Source organism: Roseobacter phycocola (genome assembly GCF_042055075.2).
Lineage (GTDB): Bacteria > Pseudomonadota > Alphaproteobacteria > Rhodobacterales > Rhodobacteraceae > Roseobacter.
In genome coordinates, this window is the sequence record NZ_CP194010.1 from 2917345 (window position 1) to 2936021 (window position 18677).

15 protein-coding genes are annotated in these 18677 nt (G+C 61.1%); 10 read left to right on the plus strand and 5 right to left on the minus strand.

The annotated features are described in order from the left end of the window. Window positions 1–71: 71 nt before the first annotated feature. On the minus strand, window positions 72–608 hold the full coding sequence (locus AB4K19_RS14340; RefSeq protein WP_375228993.1) for a peroxiredoxin-like family protein: 537 nt from the start codon (window positions 606–608) through the stop codon (window positions 72–74). Window positions 609–789: 181 nt separating this feature from the next. Here AB4K19_RS14340 and AB4K19_RS14345 point away from each other — a divergent pair, with 181 nt between their 5' ends. Further along, window positions 790–2139, plus strand: coding sequence for an MmgE/PrpD family protein (locus tag AB4K19_RS14345; protein WP_375228994.1), 1350 nt, complete (start codon window positions 790–792; stop codon window positions 2137–2139). Window positions 2140–2258: 119 nt separating this feature from the next. Beyond that, entirely contained in the window at window positions 2259–2951 is a 693-nt protein-coding gene (gene rpe / locus AB4K19_RS14350; RefSeq protein ID WP_375228995.1) for a ribulose-phosphate 3-epimerase, read from the plus strand. 24 nt (window positions 2952–2975) lie between these two features. On the opposite strand, the gene AB4K19_RS14355 is transcribed toward rpe, so the two are convergent. The 3 genes from AB4K19_RS14355 to AB4K19_RS14365 all read right to left on the minus strand — a co-directional run bounded on the left by AB4K19_RS14355 (window position 2976) and on the right by AB4K19_RS14365 (window position 6461). Then, entirely contained in the window at window positions 2976–5066 is a 2091-nt protein-coding gene (locus AB4K19_RS14355) for a 3-hydroxyacyl-CoA dehydrogenase NAD-binding domain-containing protein (protein ID WP_375228996.1), read from the minus strand. An 11-nt stretch (window positions 5067–5077) separates the two neighbouring features. Further along, window positions 5078–5857 (minus strand): IclR family transcriptional regulator, encoded by a 780-nt coding sequence (locus AB4K19_RS14360; RefSeq protein ID WP_375228997.1) that lies wholly within the window; start codon window positions 5855–5857, stop codon window positions 5078–5080. 118 nt (window positions 5858–5975) lie between these two features. After that, the gene (locus AB4K19_RS14365) at window positions 5976–6461 is read right to left on the minus strand and encodes a class I SAM-dependent methyltransferase (protein WP_375228998.1); all 486 of its coding nucleotides are present in this window, start codon (window positions 6459–6461) and stop codon (window positions 5976–5978) included. A 175-nt stretch (window positions 6462–6636) separates the two neighbouring features. Between AB4K19_RS14365 and AB4K19_RS14370 the strand changes: the two genes are divergently transcribed. The 6 genes from AB4K19_RS14370 to AB4K19_RS14395 all read left to right on the plus strand — a co-directional run bounded on the left by AB4K19_RS14370 (window position 6637) and on the right by AB4K19_RS14395 (window position 13473). After that, window positions 6637–8409, plus strand: a complete 1773-nt coding sequence (locus AB4K19_RS14370) for an ABC transporter ATP-binding protein (RefSeq protein WP_436398128.1) — start codon at window positions 6637–6639, stop codon at window positions 8407–8409. Beyond that, window positions 8402–10366: an ABC transporter substrate-binding protein gene (locus tag AB4K19_RS14375; RefSeq protein WP_436398131.1), complete on the plus strand. Its 1965-nt coding sequence runs from the start codon at window positions 8402–8404 to the stop codon at window positions 10364–10366. The genes AB4K19_RS14370 and AB4K19_RS14375 overlap by 8 nt, the downstream gene beginning before the upstream one ends. Beyond that, window positions 10363–11391 (plus strand): ABC transporter permease, encoded by a 1029-nt coding sequence (locus tag AB4K19_RS14380; protein ID WP_375228999.1) that lies wholly within the window; start codon window positions 10363–10365, stop codon window positions 11389–11391. The genes AB4K19_RS14375 and AB4K19_RS14380 overlap by 4 nt, the downstream gene beginning before the upstream one ends. Then, window positions 11388–12542 carry an ABC transporter permease gene (locus AB4K19_RS14385; RefSeq protein ID WP_375229000.1) on the plus strand — a complete coding sequence of 385 codons (1155 nt, stop codon included), beginning with the start codon at window positions 11388–11390 and terminating at the stop codon, window positions 12540–12542. The genes AB4K19_RS14380 and AB4K19_RS14385 overlap by 4 nt, the downstream gene beginning before the upstream one ends. Window positions 12543–12740: 198 nt before the next feature. Next, entirely contained in the window at window positions 12741–12998 is a 258-nt protein-coding gene (locus AB4K19_RS14390) for a YjhX family toxin (RefSeq protein WP_375229001.1), read from the plus strand. Between the two features lie 10 nt (window positions 12999–13008). Continuing rightward, a complete protein-coding gene (locus AB4K19_RS14395; RefSeq protein WP_375229002.1) occupies window positions 13009–13473 on the plus strand; it encodes a GNAT family N-acetyltransferase in 465 nt (154 codons plus the stop codon). 100 nt (window positions 13474–13573) lie between these two features. On the opposite strand, the gene AB4K19_RS14400 is transcribed toward AB4K19_RS14395, so the two are convergent. Then, window positions 13574–15946, minus strand: coding sequence for a mechanosensitive ion channel family protein (locus AB4K19_RS14400; protein WP_375229003.1), 2373 nt, complete (start codon window positions 15944–15946; stop codon window positions 13574–13576). Between the two features lie 241 nt (window positions 15947–16187). On the opposite strand from AB4K19_RS14400, the gene AB4K19_RS14405 reads away from it, so the two are divergent. After that, window positions 16188–17402: a glycosyltransferase family protein gene (locus AB4K19_RS14405; protein ID WP_375229004.1), complete on the plus strand. Its 1215-nt coding sequence runs from the start codon at window positions 16188–16190 to the stop codon at window positions 17400–17402. After that, a complete protein-coding gene (locus tag AB4K19_RS14410; RefSeq protein WP_375229005.1) occupies window positions 17399–18649 on the plus strand; it encodes a glycosyltransferase in 1251 nt (416 codons plus the stop codon). Before AB4K19_RS14405 ends, AB4K19_RS14410 begins: the two co-directional genes overlap by 4 nt. The last annotated feature ends 28 nt before the right edge of the window (window positions 18650–18677 follow it).

Sequence of the window (18677 nt, forward strand, 5' to 3'; positions counted from 1 at the left end):
CAGCCGCCCCAGATCCGAAAGGATATGAGGCGGGCATGTCGTGCGGCGCAGCCGCGCCGCCGGATCACCTTTTAAACAGCGCCGCTGTATTCGCCGCGCGCCGGGTATGAATTGTTGATGGCAAAATCCATTGCCCCCACCAGTTCAGAGAAGTGCGGACGCACAAACGGCATTGTCTGAACCGACCCGTAATACAGCGTCTGTTCCGGTGTAATCAGGAACAGGCCAGGCTCGGAAAACAGCGCCGGCTCTTCGATGCCGATCGACGTCTTGCCACGGCTTGTCGAGATATAGAGGCCGAACTCGCGCGCTTTTGCCAGCGGCAGATCATAGGCAAACCTCAGTGCTTCTGCACCGATCTTTTCGGCCATCGCACGTGTCCGCTCTTCACCGTCCGAACTGACGGCGATGGTGCGCACACCACGTTCCGCGAAATCGGCAGTGCGTTTTTCCAGCTCACTCAGATAGGTCGCGCACAAAGGACAATGCAACCCGCGGTAAAAGCACACAACAGTGCCGCGCTCGGATCCGTCAGACGAGAGGTCGAACTCTCCGTGATCCAGTGTCGGCAGTCTGAGATCGGGTACTTTCTGGCGCGGCATGAGCATAGCATTGTCCTTTCGGGTGTTGTTGACTGCGCGGTTCCTTACACAGCCCGACAGCCAAGGCCAGTTACGTGCCATCACATCCGCTTGTGGTTTGTGACATGAGGTGATGTCGCGAACAGACATGCCTCTCCGCGAATCTGCTCTTCTGATGAAGAACGACCACCTGCCGAAAGGACACCCGATGGCGTCACATATCAGTTCGATTGCAGATTTCATCCTGACGCCTGACATTCCGCACGGCCCACGGGACCGCGCTGCGCTCTTGCTGATCGACACACTCGGCGTGGCCGCCGGTGCCACACATCTCGACCCCTCACGCATTGCCCGGCAACACGCTGCCAGGTTCCACGGTGCCGCCGACGCCGACAGTGCACCGATGCTGTTTGACGGACGGCGGGTGTCTATAGCTGGCAGTGCCTACGCCGCAGCGACCCAGATAGACAACCTGGACGCACATGACGGCTTCAACCCGGTCAAGGGGCACATTGGCTGCGCTGTCGTCCCCGCTCTGCTCGCTTTTGCAGACGCGCGCCCGGACCTGACTGCGGGGCAGGCTCTCGACATCCTCGCGATGTCCTACGAGATCAGCGCGCGCGCCGGTCTGGCCCTGCATGCCACCGTGTCCGACTATCACACATCCGGCGCCTGGAACGCGCTTGGGGTCGCGGCCATCGGGTGCACTTTAAGAACCGCGGACGCGGGATGCCTGCGCGAAGCGCTCGGGATCGCCGAATACCACGGTCCGCGCAGCCAGATGATGCGGGAAATCCAAACACCGACGATGCTGCATGATGGCTCGGGCATGGGCGCGCTGACCGGTTCTATGGCGGCACTGCTCGCACTCGACGGCTTCTCAGGTGCTCCGGCCATCACCATTGAAGGAAGCGAGGCCAGACCCTTCTGGGAAGACCTGGGCACGCACTGGACGATCATGGAAAATTACATCAAACCCTATCCCGTCTGCCGCTGGGCGCACGCGCCCCTCGATGGGTTGCGGGCTCTGATGCGGGATCACGGCCTCGGGCCTCAGGACATTGACCGCGTTTCTGTTCACACTTTTGCAGAAGGTGCCGCACTTTTCCAGGGTCTGCCGGACACCACAGGCCAGGCGCAGTATTCAATGCACTTCGCATTGTCGGTCCTGATGCGCTACGGCGAGGTCGGCCCCGATCACATATCCGGCGCGGGACTTCAGGACCCGGATGTCGCGTCCCTAATGCCGCGGATTTCCGTCGCAGAGGACCCGGCGCACAATGCCCGTTTCCCGCAACGCCGCACTGCTGAAGTCAATGTGACGCTGCAGGATGGAACTCAACTGGCTTCAGGTGTCGTTGATGCGCGCGGCGGCCCGGACACCTGGCTGCCCGAGACAGAATATCAGGAAAAATTCATGCAGTTCTGCGCCCCGGTCACAGGAGACGAACGCGCGGGGGACATCTGGAACATGCGCAGCCGTATGGTGGCTGAACCGGACATGCCCTTCAGCATGCTGGCTGATCTTGTTTCGGCGCCGGTGCCGCCCAGGGACTGAGCGGCCAGCAGCGGCAAATCAGCGGCTGTCAGTTAACGCAAACACATGCTGCCGGACTTGCTCCTGCTGCAAAAGGGTGGCTAATGGGCCGCGACAACCGCTGCCAGAGGTGCCCATTCATGACTTTCGACCGCTCTGTAAAAATCGCTCCCTCGATCCTTTCCGCGGATTTCGCAAATTTCGGCGCCGAGTGCGAAGCGATCGAAGCGCAGGGAGCAGACTGGGTGCATGTCGATGTGATGGACGGGCATTTCGTTCCGAACATCACCTTTGGCCCGGCGACCTGTGCCGCGATCCGGCCGCATATCCGGGGTGTGATGGACGTTCATCTGATGATCGCCCCCGTCGATCCCTACATCACGGCCTTCGCGGACGCGGGTGCCGATGTGATCACTGCCCACGTCGAGGCCAGCACGCATATCCACCGCACGATGCAGGCAATACGGGCCACCGGAGCAAAGGCCGGTGTCGCCCTGAATCCCGGCACGCCAGCCGAAGCCGTATCCGAACTGCTCGACCTGACCGACCTTGTCTGCGTGATGACCGTAAACCCCGGCTTTGGCGGCCAGAAATTCATTGCCTCTCAGATCGACAAGGTTCGAAAGCTGCGCGCCATGATCGGCGACCGGCCGATCCACATCGAAATTGACGGTGGCGTTGACCCGCAGACGGCTCCGCTCGTGACCCGCGCGGGGGCGGACGTACTTGTTGCCGGATCCGCTGTGTTCCGCGGCGGATCGGTCAGCGACCCGGCTCCATATGGGGAAAACATCCGCGCAATTCGCGAGGCCGCCTCCGGCGTCTGGACCTGAACGAGGCCCCGGGCACCCGGGCAATCAGGCGCTGCGGTTCAGCTCTTCGAATGTCCGGCCATCCCGGACCAGCTCTTCCAGCAGCGGGGCAGGTTTCCAGAACCAGTCATCCTCTGCGGCCAGATCCCGGATGCTTTCGAGTACGCCAGGCAGTCCGGTCATATCCGCCCATTTCATCGGTCCGCCGCGGTAACGGGGAAAGCCATAACCTGCAACCAGCACAACATCGACGTCGAGCGGGCGGCGCGCGATCCCCTCGCCCAGCAACCGGGCCGCCTCATTCACCATCGCCAGCATATACCGCCCGGATATCTGTTCCGGCGTGAACGACCGGGCTGCGATGCCCAGCGCCGCCCGCTCTTCTTCGACAAAGGCGGTAACGTCCGTATTGGGCACACCGGCACGCGCGCCGGGTTCATAGACATAAAAACCGCGACCGGTTTTCTGGCCGAAATTCCCGGCTTCGCAAAGCCGGTCCGGATAGGTCCCGACACGTTCGCGCGGATCCCTGTGCGGCGCCAGCCGTTTACGCGTGGCCCAGGCAATATCCAGCCCGGCCAGATCAGACACAGCGAAAGGACCCATCGCAAAACCGAAATCCGTCATGGCCTGGTCGATTTCCCAGGGGCTGGCTCCGTCCAGCACCATGTGATCCGCAGCGGTACGACAGGCATTCAGAAGCCGGTTTCCGATGAAGCCGTCACAGACACCGGCACGCACAGACGTCTTGCCCAGTATCCGGCCCAGTGCAAAACCGGTCGCCGTGACATCCGGCGCAGTCTGATCAGCCACAACAACCTCGAGCAGTTTCATGACATGAGCAGGAGAGAAAAAATGCAGCCCGATGACCTCAGAAGGCCGCGAGGTTGCCGCCGCAATCTCATTGATGTCGAGATAGGAGGTGTTGGTGGCCAGCACCGCACCTTCGCGGCACACCTGATCAAGCTTCAAGAAAACCTGCTTTTTGACGACCATGTCTTCGAAAACGGCTTCGATAACCAGATCAGTTTCGCAAAGCGCGGCGTAATCGGTGGTAAGTTCAAGCGCGTGAGCGAGCATCCCGTCATGCTGTTCCTGGCTGATCTTTCCACGGCGCAGGGCCCCCGCCAGGTTCCCGGCGATGCGGTCGCGGGCTGCGTCAAGCGCATCCGGCGTGACCTCCAGCAGGATGACACTCAGACCGGAGAGCAGCAGCGCCGTTGCAATGCCCGCCCCCATAGTCCCGCCACCGATGACCGCAACTTTGTCGAGTTTACGCGCGGGAATGCCCTTCAGTTCGAGCAGGTTTCCCACCGCACGTTCCGAGAAGAACGAATGGATCATACCCTGACGCTGGTCGGTTTCCATGAGGTCGCTGAAGATGCGGCGTTCCTCTTTCAGACCGTCGGCAAAAGGCAGTTCCGATGCCGCCTGAATGGCGCGGACTGCGGCTGCCGGGGACATCTGCCCCCGTCCCTTTTTCAGCGTCGCCGCGTGCTGTGCGTCCCAGTCCAGCGGGGCAGGAGCCGGCAGGCCGCTCACGGGCCGGGGCGCCATACCACGCGCCAGGAGTTCCCGTGTCGCCGCAAGACCCTCCGTTTCCGGATCACCGTCCCGGATCTCGTCAATGATGCCGAGGCTCAGCGCCTCTTCTGCGCCAACGTGACGCCCGGACGTGATCATTTCCACCGCAGCTTCCGCACCGGCGACACGCGGCAGACGTTGCGTTCCGCCAGCACCCGGAATAAGCCCCAGGTGCACTTCCGGCAGCCCAACCTTCGCGCCCGGCTGGGCCACACGGTAGTGTGCAGAAAGTGCCACTTCGAGCCCGCCCCCGAGGCTCACCCCATGCATTGACGCAACAACCAGCAGAGGCGAGGCTTCGATCCTCGTACAGAGGTCCGGCAGGTGCGGCGTGGCGGGTGGCTTCCCGAATTCGCGGATGTCTGCGCCAGCAATAAATGTGCGCCCGTCCCCCACCAGTAATATGGCCCGGACGCCTTCATCCGTTTCGGCGCGGTCCATACAGGCCTGCAGACCCGCACGCACGGCCTGTCCAAGCGCGTTTACAGGCGGGTTGCAGATCCGGATCACCGCGATATCCGCGTGTCGGGTATAGGTGACTGGTTCTGTCATAGCCTGTCCTTTCAGGTTTTCCGGCTGCCGGCGATCAGCGCCGGTGGCTGTCCTGTCTGGCGTTCAAGTGCTTGAACAACCTCGCGCAGCGCCGGCCCGGTTTCGTTTTCCAGTTCGGTTTCCGTCAGGCGCCCTGCTGGGCCGCCACAGGAAAAGACCACAGGCAAGCCGAAAGCCGGCACGAAATACGGAACGCCGACCGCATTGACCTGGCCACCCGACCGCTCAGCACGCGTGGCAACCGTAAACCCCCGGCGCAGCAACTGCATGTGCCCACTCTCTCGGAAAGCCCGCAGCTGCGGATCAGGGTCCAGCGTTTCAAACTGTTTCTGCGTCAGAGCCGCGATCCAGGCCTGCCCGGATGACGTGCCCATCAGCGGGATCCGGTGACCGTCGCGCACCCGCAGCACGGTGCCGGCAGAAGGCTGCCAGGTGCGGGTCAGCACCATCTCCCGGTCATGGGCAAGGAGTATGGTACAGAGTGTCCCGGTTTCTTCGGCCAGTCGCTGCATCGGCGCGGAAATGCTCTGGAAAAAAGGCACTGACAAACCGGTGGCCGTACCAAGGATCACGGCAGCAGGGCCGGGGAAAAACGGGCCGTTCCGCTCCGGCTGGCTGAGATAGCCCAGCGTACAAAGGGTGTATGTCAGGCGCGATACAGTTGGTTTCGGAAGCCCCGTCGCCCGCGCAATCCCCGCGTGCGTCAGGGCTTCGCCTGATGTGGCAAACGCCTGAAGTACGCTCAGCCCACGCGCCAGGGTGTTCGCAAATTTCCGGTCCGCCGCAGCCACCGTTACCGCCGCCCTTCAGGGCAGCAGCCGGATCGAACAGCCATGGGACACAGAACAGTCATTGTTCCGCAGAGTAAAATGCACGTCGAACAACAGCAAGCCGGTAACCGGCGACAGTTCACTTCTGATAGATGAAACAGCGTCCCGGCACGGCATCAGGCGGCAGCGCAATCTCTGTCAGATTTTCAAAATACATTCTGTCGCTGGAGACCATCAGCCCTCCCGGCGCCAGCAAAGGCTCAATAAAGGGGGAGACGCGCTGCGCGAAATCGTCGTTCTTTTTAGCATTGTGCCCGCCCAGATCGGCATGGATCAGCGCCGCCCCATCCGGAAAACGGTCAGCCGCCTGCGGCAGTGTTTCAAAAACGTCACCCAGCATCACGCGATCCTCCGGCGGCGTGCTATCGGGATGCGACGCGATCGCACGCTCAAATACCCAGATGTCACGTGTCGGCATGATCGCGCACATATGATGATAGGTCCGCCCGTTGCCGAGACCGAGTTCGAAAACCGGCCCCCCGATGTTTTCTGTGAGCGCAGCAGCGTGATCCAGACAGGCCCGCTGCGACACCATGCGGTTGATAAACAGATCGAGACGGCTCATTTCAGGTCCTTTTCGTGGTCATCCTCCCTGTCAGATGCCCTTTCCGGGACAAAAATGACAGTACAAAGGTGCTCACGCTTCTGTGTGCTGGACCTGAGCGCCGGAATCGCGTTGACTGTGCGGCGTGGGGCCACGCCCCGGACAGAGCGTAACCAGATCAGGAAGTGGCCCACCCGTGAGTACCCCATTGCTGGATGTCAGAAATCTGAGCATCGGCTTCGGAACGGCGGCCCCCGTGGTGCGCGATGTCAGCTTCAGCGTGATGCCGGGCGAGACACTGGCGCTGGTCGGCGAGAGCGGGTCGGGCAAAACGATCACCTGCCGGTCAGTGCTGCGGATCCTGCCGGATGCGGCTATCATCGCGGGTGGCGAGATCCGGTTCGACTGCAAGGGCACATCAACAGACCTGCTGTCGGTTCCGGAGCGGGGCATGCGCGGGATACGCGGTAACCGCATATCCATGATCTTTCAGGAACCGATGCGGTCCCTTTCCCCGTTGCACCGGCTGGGCGACCAGGTTTCCGAAGTGCTGAGGCTGCACCGCGACATGCCGATGCGCGAAGCCAGAAAAACCGTTCTGGAAACCTTTGAGCGGGTTGGCTTTCCCGACCCGAAACGTGTCTGGCAGAGCTATCCCTTTGAAATGTCCGGCGGCATGCGTCAGCGGGCCATGATCGCCATGGCAATGGTGGCCCGCCCCGATCTTCTGATTGCTGATGAACCGACGACCGCACTGGATGTGACAACACAGGCTCAGGTGCTTGGGCTGATCAAAGACCTGCAGCGCGATACCGGCATGGCAGTTATCCTCGTCACCCATGACCTCGGCGTGGTGGCGAATATGGCCGAAAGTGTTGTGGTGATGAACAAGGGACGCGTCATGGAGCGTGGCCCCGCAGATGTGGTTCTGGGCGCGCCGGCGCATGGATACACCAAAAAGCTGTTTGCGGCGGCACCGATGATTCCGGAGGTCGCGGCACCTGCACGTGCAGCACGGCATGATGATCTGATCCTCGACATGCGCAGCGTCACCAAGACATACACGATGCGCGCCGGCGGCTGGAGCGCACCCAAGGTGGTTACGGCCTGTCACCGGGTCGATCTTGAACTGCAGCGCGGCAAAACGGTGGCGGTTGTGGGCGAGAGCGGATCCGGCAAGACAACCTGCGCGCGGATCGCCCTCGGCGCCGAACAGCCCGACCCAGGCAGCGAAGTACTCTTCCGCGCCACGCCGGACAGCGAACCGCTGCATGTGGACGCCATGAGCCAGAGCGAACGCATCGCGTTCCAGCGCCAGGCACAGATGGTTTTCCAGGACCCTTACTCCTCACTGTCGCCGCGGATGCGAATCCAGCAGGCGCTGACCGAGCCGATGGAAATCCACAACATCGGGTCAAGGTCCGACAGACGTGACAAAGCAGCAGAAATGCTGCGGTGGGTGGGTCTCGACCCCTCGATGCTCACACGTTATCCGCATGCTTTCTCAGGCGGGCAGCGCCAGCGCCTGTCGATCGCCCGGGCGCTGACGCTCGACCCCGTGCTGCTGGTCTGTGACGAACCGACGTCGGCACTGGATGTTTCGGTGCAGGAACAGATCCTGACACTGCTTGAGGACATCCGGGACGGTATGGGCCTGAGTTACCTCTTTATCAGCCACGATCTGGCGGTGGTGGCCCGCATCGCTGACGAGGTGGCCGTCATGCGCCAGGGCGTGGTGGTGGAACAGGCCCCGCCGGACACTTTGTTTTACAATCCACGTCACCCCTACACCCGGGCGCTGATCGCGGCACAGCCGGAACCCGATATGAGCCGGCCAATTGACCTGAGCCTGGTTGCAAAGGGTGCCGGTTCCCCGGCATCATGGCCCGAAGCCTTTCGTTTCGAGGGCGTTGATGCTCCCGCGTTGACAGAACTGGAGCCGGGTCACAAGGTACGGTGCCATGTATAGAACCTTTGCGATCATCCTGAGTTTCCTGCTGTTCGGTCCCGGTACAGCTCCGGCGGAGACCACGAGCCTCCGCGTCGCGGCCACACCTGCGGCTCTGGTACCCGATGTCCGTGAAAGCTCTTTCTGGAGCTCAGAAGTTTCAAACGGCAACCTGCCTGGCGTTGGCGAACGGCTGCCGCTGGACCCTCTTGTGGTCAATCTTGAGACCAAGGGCCGCACTCTTGGCAAACAGGGCGGGACCCTGCGCACGCTGGTCTCGCGTTCCAAGGATGTGCGCCAGATGGTCGTCTACGGTTACGCGCGCCTTGTAGGCTACGACCACAACTACGAGCTCTATCCTGATATTCTGCGCGATGTGACGGTCGAGGAAGGACGCAAATTCACGCTGCACCTGCGCCGGGGGCACCGGTGGTCAGACGGCCATCCCTTCACCTCTGAGGATTTCCGGTACTACTGGGAAAACGTGGCTCAGAACAAAGAACTGAGCCCCTCCGGTCCGTCCCAGAACCTGATCGTGGACGGTGTGCTGGCCGACATTACCTTTCCCGATGCGCATACAGTCGTGATCGAATGGCCCACGCCCAACCCTCAGTTCCTGCAGCTGCTGGCGCAGGCGAGCCCGTTCATCATTTACCGGCCTGCGCATTATCTGAAAAAGTTCCACGCGGATTTCACTGACGCGAAAACGCTCAAAAAGGCGATCAAAAAGGCGCGCGTCCGCGGCTGGGCTGCACTGCATAACGCAAAAGACAACATGTACAAATTCGACAACCCTGCGCTGCCAACGCTGCAGCCGTGGATGAATGCGTCGAATGCCAAATCGAGCCGCCATCTGTTCGTGCGCAACCCCTACTACCACCGGGTCGATAAGCAGGGCTATCAGCTGCCCTATATCGACGTTGTTGAGATGACTGTAGTCGGGGGGGGGCTGATCGCGGCCAAGGCCAACGCCGGCGAAGTGGACCTGCAGGCCCGTGGCCTCGATTTCCCTGACATTTCAATTCTGAAGAAGGGCGAAGCAGATGGTGCCAACTACCGCACACTGCTCTGGGCGAACGGCGCAGCAAGCCAGATCGCAGTCTACCCCAACCTGAATTTCGCCGATCCCGTCTGGCGTGAAGTCATCCGCGACGTGCGGTTCCGGCGGGCGCTCAGCCTTGGCATTGATCGGCGCATGATCAACCGTGCGCTCTATTTCGGACTGGCCAAGGAAGGCGGGATGACCGCGCTGGCCAAAAGCCCCTTCTTTGACCCCGCCAATCTGTCCAGCTGGGCCATCTTTGACGTCGCAAAGGCCAACAGCCTTCTGGACGAGATGGGTCTGACCGAGCGCACACCGACCGGAATCCGCCGGCTGCCCGATGGCCGCCCGATGGAATTTGTGGTCGAAACAGCCGGAGAACGCCAGGAAGTCGAAAACGCGCTGGCCATTGTGACGGACACCTGGCGCGAGATCGGGGTGAAGCTCATTATGCGTCCGCTGGACCGCGATATTCTGCGCAACCGCGTCTATTCCGGTCTCAGCATGGCGGCGATCTGGTACGGGTGGGACAACGGCCTGCCGCAATCGTATACGCCGCCCGAATACCTCGCGCCCACACACCAGGAATTTTTTGCCTGGCCGAAATGGGGCCAGTATTACCAGACCGGCGGAGAGCTGGGCGAGAAACCTGACATGCCACACGCCCAGCGCCTGATGCAGCTCAGCTGGGACTGGGATCACACGGAAGACACGGCAAAACGTATGGAAATATGGCGCGAAATGCTCGCCATTCACGCGGACCAGCAATACGGCATCGGCATCCTGGCCGAGGCGCCACAGCCTGTCGTGGTCTCAAAGAACCTGCGCAATGTACCTGAAATCGCAAAGTGGGCATGGGATCCGGGGGCGCATTTCGGCATCCACCGCATCGACGAGTTCTACTACGAAGACCCGTTCCAGCAGCTCACACAATGATGTTCGTCCGCTACGCCATTTACCGGTTCATCACGATGCTGCTCACGCTGTGGGTCGTGTCGATCCTGATCTTCGTGATCATCAATCTACCCCCGGGCGACTACCTGTCGAACCAGATCGCCGAGCTGCGCGCCACCGGCCAGGCCGAGGGTGTCGCAAAGGCCGAGTTTCTGCGCACCGAATACGCGCTCGACCGGCCGATCTGGGAGCAATACCTGATCTGGGTCGGCATGGCGCCGGGTCCGCAGGGCTGGTACGGCCTCATCCAGGGCAATTTCGGCTGGTCGTTTGAATTCGACCGGCCGGTCAGCGAAATTGTGGGCGATGCCCTTTGGCTGACCGTGCTGGTAAACCTGGCAGCGGTTCTTTTCGTTTATATGGTGGCCCTGCCGCTGGGTGTCATAGCGGCCGCTAAGTCCGAGACCTGGGTTGATTACACGGCCGCATTTGTCGGCTATCTCGGCCTTGCCACCCCGAACTTTCTGCTGGCGCTGATCCTTTTCTATTACGGCAACAAGTACTTCGATCTGCCGATCGGCGGCCTTATGTCGCCCGAGTTCGAAGGAGAGCCGATGTCCTGGGACAAGGTGAAATCGATCCTCGTGCATCTGATCGTACCGACCTTCGTGATCGGCACCTCAGGTGCCGCCGCGATGATGCAACGGCTGCGGGCCAATATGCTGGACGAGCTCAGCAAACCCTATGTCGAGACGGCAAAGGCCAAAGGGCTCGGGCCGTCGAAACTGCTGGCAAAATATCCGCTGCGCATGGCGTTCAATCCCTTTGTCGCGGATATCGGCAACCTGCTGCCGGCGATGGTCTCCGGCTCGGTTCTGGTGTCTGTGGTTTTGGGTCTGCAGACGATCGGGCCCTCGCTGCTCACCGCGCTGAAATCGCAGGATCAGTTCCTTGCGGGTTTCGTTCTGATGTTTGTGGCCCTACTGACGCTGATCGGTACGATGATCTCCGACCTGCTGCTGGTGCTTCTTGACCCGCGCATCCGGTACGGGGCGCGCGGCTCATGAAAAAACTGCCCGACGGTCGCTGGATTGACGAAGCCCCCTGGTCCGACGATGCCAACCTCTCGGCGCTCGAACGCTCCGATATGGATGCGCCGAACTGGGTGCTCGTGTGGCGCAAATTCAAACGCCACAAACTGGGCCTGATCTCGGGCATCTTCCTGCTGCTCAGCTATCTGATGCTGCCGGTAGCTGGGTTCATCGCCCCCTACACGCCCAACGAACGCAGCGCGGATTACCTTTATGCGCCGCCGCAGTCGATCAACCTGTGGCACGAAGGAGAATTTGTCGGGCCGTTTGTGTATCCGACTACCGCAACAGCGGATCTGGTCAATTACCGCTGGACCTATGAGACTGATACCAGCAGGCCGATGCCGTTGCTCTTCTTCTGCGAGGGCGAGCAATACAACCTCTTTGGCTTCATCCCCTCGGACACGCATCTCTTCTGTGCACCGGAAGGTGCCACCGTTTTCCTGTGGGGGTCAGACCGACTGGGGCGCGACGTGTTCAGCCGCATTCTGTACGGCGCGCAACTGTCGCTGACGGTCGGGCTGATCGGGATCACTGTATCCTTTGCGCTCGGTATATTCTTTGGCTCCGTCGCGGGGTATTTCGGTGGCCGGACAGACTGGACCATCAACAGGGTCATCGAAATTCTGCGGTCATTGCCAGAACTGCCCCTGTGGCTTGCGCTCTCTGCCGCAGTACCCTCGAACTGGGGACCGGTGGCGGTCTTTTTCATCATTTCCATCATCCTCGGCATTCTCGACTGGCCGGGTCTCGCCCGGGCGGTCCGAAGTAAGTTCCTGAGCCTGCGTGAAGAGGAATACGTGCGCGCAGCAGAGATGATGGGTGCAAAACCTGGCAGGGTTATCAGACGGCACCTTCTGCCGAATTTCATGTCTCACCTGATCGCCTCCGCCACGCTGTCGATCCCCGCGATGATCCTGGGTGAAACTGCGCTCAGTTTCCTGGGCCTCGGTCTGCGGGCCCCTGCGGTCAGCTGGGGGGTCATGCTGAACGATGCACAGAACCTCGCATCCATCGAGATCTATCCCTGGACGGCGATCCCCATGCTGCCGATCATTTTTGTTGTGCTGGCCTTTAACTTCCTTGGGGACGGGCTGCGTGCCTCACTCGACCCGTACAAAACCTGATGCCTCTCACACTTGATTTCTGAACGACCGGCGGCTAGTTGGTCGTCAGGTTCTGCTACGGTGCAGGACGACGGAGATTTTATGCTGGAGAATGCGGTCCGCCGCTGAGGTCCGAATGAACGGACCGGTATGAGCCAAAGAACGCCCTCGCGTGATGCAGGGTGCTCTTTCTGCTGACCCAACTCCGGGACAAATCCATTGAATATCTCAAAACACGAACAGCGTGTGCTGCACCTGCTTGCGCAGGGCGGCGCTATCCATTTCCGTCGTCTGTCAAATGGCAAAGTCAGCCATGTGACCTGCTTTACGCGGGATGGACATGTGCTGACCGACTGCACGCTGAAACTTTTCGACCGCCTGCGGAAAAGGCGCTTTATCAAATCAACCAACGGGCTGCCCTATCGCGTCACGCGCACCGGGCTGCGTGCGGTCAACGCACAACAAGACAATCGCTGAGGAGCAAGATATGACCAGACCTGAACTGCGGGCTGCGACCCGTGCCGACATCCCTGACCTTCAGAAGATCGCCAAAGACACCGGTCTCTTTCCACCGGAGATGCTGCCTGATCTGCTGCAACCCTGCCTCGACAGTGAAGATGCCGGATTCTGGCGGGTTGCGGTAGCACAGGGCGCCGCCTGCGGGCTCTGCTGGTGCCGGCCTGAGCCGCTGACAGAGGGCACCTGGAACATGCTGGCGCTTGGCGTGCGGACAGCCAGCCAGGGGCAGGGCCTTGGTGCTGCGCTGGTTGCTGACGCCGAAACCGACCTGCGCGGGTTGGCGCAAAGGCTTTTGATCGTTGACACCTCCGGCACGCCGGATTTTGCGGGTGCACGGGCATTCTATGCGGCCTGCGGTTATGATCATGTCGCGACCATCCCTGACTACTGGATGGATGGGGACGACAAGGTGACGTTCAGCAAAACGTTGTAATTATCCCCCGGGTCCGGGCATTCGGATGCCCGGGCCACACCCGGAGTGGTCACCGGACGGTGTGACGCTCTCAACCTGAACATCTGCCGATACGCGGTGCTTAGCGGTCGTCCCCGCCCGCATCTTCACCATCGAGCAATTCTTCCTCGATGGCAGCCTGCGCTGCGGCCGTGACAGCTTTGCGGTCTTCGTCGGACATCTCCTCGGGGTCCTTGTCGCCTGCCAGACGGACTGTCACCTCGCGGTGTGCAAACCGGATGCCTTCACGCTCGAACAATGCCCTGATCTCTTCGTAGACCTTCTTGCGCACCAGCCACTGATCCCCCGGCTTGGTCATGAACTTGACCCGGATGATCATCGCAGAGTCCTGCATTTCGATCACGCCCTGCGACTTGAGGGGCTGAATGAAATTATCGCCGATGACCGGATCATCCAGCAGAGCGACCCCAAGTTTCTTGATCAGCTTGCGGACCTTCTCGACATCCGTGTCATAGGTCACGCGCAGCGGCAGCTTCATGATAACCCAGTCGCGTGAATAGTTCGTCATCACCTGGATTTCGCCAAAGGGAATGGTGTGCAGCGCGCCAAGATGGTGGCGCAGCTGGAACGAGCGCACAGAGATCTTTTCGACCGTGCCTTTCACGCCGCCGATGTCCAGATATTCACCCTTGCGGAACGCATCATCGAACAGAAAGAAACCGCCCGAGAAAATATCCCGCACCAGCGCCTGACTGCCGAAACCCACGGCGACACCCACAACACCGGCACCTGCAAAGAGCGGCCCGACGTTAACGCCAAGTTCGAGCAGAACAATGAGGAAAATGGTGACCAGCAGCACGATCAGGATAAAGTTCCGGAACAGCGGCAGCAGGGTCGCCAGGCGGCTGGCACTGCTGCCGCCCCCTTCATCCCCCAGTTCACCCTCTTCCATGTCGCCCTGTTCTTCGCGGATCTTGTTGTCGATCCAGATGCGGAAGACGTGGTACACGATGTATCCGATAAACAGGATGACCATGATGTCCAGCAGCTGAGTCGCAGCGGTTTCAACCATCTGTGCGGAATCGTTGTCCCAGATGTAGAAGAAGGCATAGACGCCAGCGACAAATGCCAGAATGCCTGCGACGCGGCGCGCCAGCCCCTCGAATGTTGTCAGTTCGGCACGCGGGCGGATGTCCTGCATTTCCGCCAGCTCTGCCAGCCGCTCTTCGTCCGGTTCATCTTCGGCCGCGGCTTTTGCCTCATTCAGTGCCCGGAGCGCACGGGCGCGGGCAAAACTGCGTTCGATGGCAAAGTTGATCACGCCATAGACTACGATGATCGACAGCAGGATCATATACGCCCCTCCGATCAGCGGGATCGAAGACGGGTTGCCGAGCACCAGATCATAGGTCAGCTCCGCCCAGGCAAAGAGCACGTAAAAGATCACGGCGGGGGCCCAGACAGTCGAAAGCGTCCGGACCAGCCAGCTGAGTTCTCCCACCGGTTTGCCCTGCCGGATCGCGCGACTGATCGCCCGCCGGTTCACCAGAACCATCAAAATGTTTAGCAACACCACAGCCGCCGACAACAGGGAGGACAGGAAGGCGTAGACGTCGTAGTTCAGCCCCAGTTCACCGATCCAGACCCCAAAGAGGATCGCACAGATGTCAAAGGCCGCGAGCATGAAAAGCCAGCGGTGAAGGCTTTTGGCGTCCCGGGTGCTGAGCACGGGGATCCGGTACTGCTCCATGTAGGGCGACAGAATCATGCGCCAGAGCACGGCGGCAAAGCGGCTCATGAAATAGGCGGCATTCACGATACTGGCCGTGAACTGAATGGCAGGATCCTTGATCGGACCCCAGATCAGAGCGCCGAGAATATAGGCAACCGCCATAGAGACGAGAATGCCGACCACACCCAGCACGAAACGGAACACCAGCCAGGGCATCTTTTCCGAATACCCCTGCGGATTCTCGCGCGTCCGTGCGACCACCCAGCTCTTCGCAATCTTGGGGCCGTAAATGTAGCGTTCAACAAGAACGCCCGCGCCGAAGAGGAGCAGCGAATACATAACTACTTCGGCAAAAACGCGGATTTCGCCCGTCGGGCTGGTTGCGCGCAGAATGTAGACCACTTCGTTAAACGCGTTGGGCAGGTCCAGAATGCGCTCGACCAGTGCGGTCCGGAAGCGCACAACGGTGTCCTGCGCCTTCATCAGGCCTGAACCTTCAGTGCTTTCAACAGTTTCCGCCGTTTGTTCCGGCGCAGACGTCATCACGATCTCACCATCCGGCCCGATCACAACCACGCCGACCCCGGCTTCGGCAGCCTGCCGCATGATCTCGGACACGCGCGCACTGTCCGCATCCGACCCGCTGTCTCCGCTCGCGGCAGAAAAGAGAGAACCGATGCCCTGGGCCTGTGCTGTGCCCAAACCGGGAAGGCCCAGGTTCAGCAACATTATCATGGACAGGGCGAGCAGGATCAGACGCATAAGCTCAGCTTTCCGGAAACTGTTATCATTCAGGACGGTAGGCGAGGCAGCGGGGCTTTGCAATTGGACATCAGTCCGGCGGAATACAACTAAGTCGTGTTTTGCACCTGCGCCCGAATTATGCCAGGAAGCCATGGGAGTACGGCGCAGGCCGTGATCGAAAGACCCGGGGAACGGCCATGTGCCTGAAAAACACTGAAACAGCTGACCGGCGCGCAGCCCCTGCCGACCGGAGCGGGAAATGAACGTGCAGGACCGGTCCGCCGCACCGGTGGCTGCGCAGGACGGTGCGCGTGCTTCGCGTATCATGTTCTACAGTCATGACACTTTCGGCCTGGGACATCTGAGACGCTCGCGCGCGCTGGCCTCGGCGCTGACGGCGTCTGACGAAGGGACCTCTGCGATTATCCTGACCGGATCTCCGATCGCCGGACGTTTTACCTTCCCGGAGCGCGTGGATCACGTACGCCTGCCGGGTGTCTCGAAAATGCATGACGGCACATATGTAAGCCAGACGCTCGGTCTCGACATTGACGAAACCACAGCGCTGCGTTCCGGTCTGATCCAGACCGCCGTGGAACAATATGACCCTGACCTGCTGATCGTCGACAAAGAGCCTACCGGTTTTCGCGGCGAGCTGCTGCCGACGCTGGAATGGCTTGCCGCCCGTGGTACCACCCGGTGCGTCCTGGGCCTGCGCGATGTGCTGGACGAAGCGCAGGTTCTGCGGGCTGAGTGGGAACGCAAGGGGGCCATCGAAGCCGCCGAACAGTTTTATGACGAGATCTGGGTGTATGGTCCGAAGTCTGTCTATGACCCGACTGAAGGCCTGGGGCTGTCCCCGGCAACCCGCGAGCGTATCCACTGGACAGGCTATCTGCGGCGCGAGATCACTGACGCGGCGGAAACACCGGAAGATCCTTATGTCCTGATCACCCCGGGTGGTGGTGGCGACGGGCAGGCGATGGTCAACCTCGTGCTGTCCGCTTACGAATCCGATCCGACACTCAAACCTGATGCCATTCTGGTCTATGGACCCTTCCTGTCAGGTGAGGTGCGGGAGGCTTTTGACGCCCGCGTCGCGGCACTGAATGGTCGTGTGACCGCTGTTGGCTTTGACGCCCGGATTGAAACACTTTTTGCCGGGGCGCAGGGCGTCGTGTGTATGGGGGGATACAACACTTTCTGTGAAGTGCTCTCTTTTGATCAGCGCGCCGTGATTGTGCCGCGAACCGTGCCGCGTCTGGAGCAGTGGATCCGGGCCTCCCGCGCCGAAGAGCTTGGCCTCGTCCGGATGCTTGACGAAACGCGCGACGGCATGACGCCGGAGGCAATGGTGCGCGCGATCCGGGGCCTGCCATCGCAGGGCAAACCATCACAGGCGGGTGCAGACGGACTGCTCGACGGGCTCGAGGTCGTCGTACGCCGGGCCGGGGCGCTGGTGGCGCAGAAATGACCCAGACCACAGGTGCGCCACTCGCGGTGGTCGTCAAAGGATGGCCGCGGTTGTCCGAGACATTCATCGCGCAGGAGCTCGTGGCGCTGGAAGAAGCAGGCCTGCATTTCGAAATCTGGTCCCTGCGTCACCCGACCGACAAAAAGACACACCCTTTGCACGACCGTCTGCAGGCGTCTGTGCGCTATCTGCCGGAATACCTGCGGGATGAACCCTGGCGCGTGCTGCGCGGATTGCTGAGCGCTGTGAGGCGTCCTGGATTTGGTGCCGCCTGGCGGATGATCCGCGCGGATTATGTCCGCGACCGCACACCAAACCGCCTGCGGCGTTTCGGTCAGGCCTGCGTGATGGCCCGCGAACTGCCAGGGGACACCCGCGCTCTCTACGCGCATTTTCTGCATACGCCGTCATCGGTTGCCCGCTATGCCGCAATCATCAGAGGCCTGCCCTGGTCCTTTTCCGCACACGCCAAAGATATCTGGACCTCCCCTGAATGGGAGCTCCGCGAGAAACTGTCGCCTGAGAGTTTTGGCGCGGCATTCGGGGCCACCTGCACCGGATTCGGCGCTGAACACCTGCAGAACCTGGCAGATACACCCGCCCGTGTTGATCTGGTGTACCACGGGCTTGATCTCGCGCGTTTCCCGGCACCGCCGGAGCGCCCGCTGCGCGAAACGAACGCGCCGCTGGCGTTGATGTCTGTCGGCAGGCTGGTGGAGAAAAAGGGATTCGACCGGCTGATTGATGCGCTGGCTCTACTGCCCGGCGACCTGGACTGGCATTTCACGCATATCGGCGGCGGAGAACTGCGGGACGCAATGCAGCAGCGCGCGCAGGACCGTGGTGTCGCGGGCCGGATCACCTGGAAAGGTGCCCAGGATCAGCCAGAGGTCATTGCCGCCATGCGTGCCGCGGACCTTTTCGTACTGCCCAGCCGCGTTGCCGGAGACGGCGACCGCGACGGATTGCCCAACGTCCTGATGGAAGCGGCCAGCCAGAAGCTGCCGATCCTGTCCACACCCGTCTCGGCAATACCGGAATTCATCGACACCGGTGTGCATGGCATCCTGACGGACGACGCACCGGAAAGCATTGCGCAGGCGATCACCGGATTTGCCGCCGATCCGGCATCGGGTCCGGCGCTGGCCCGGGCCGCATATGAGCGGCTGGTCCATGATTTTGGGATGGATCCGGGCATCGCGCGGCTGGTTCAGCGTCTGCGCGAAACAATGGGCGCGGCGGCATGAGGCGGGTTGCCTTTTACGCCCCCATGAA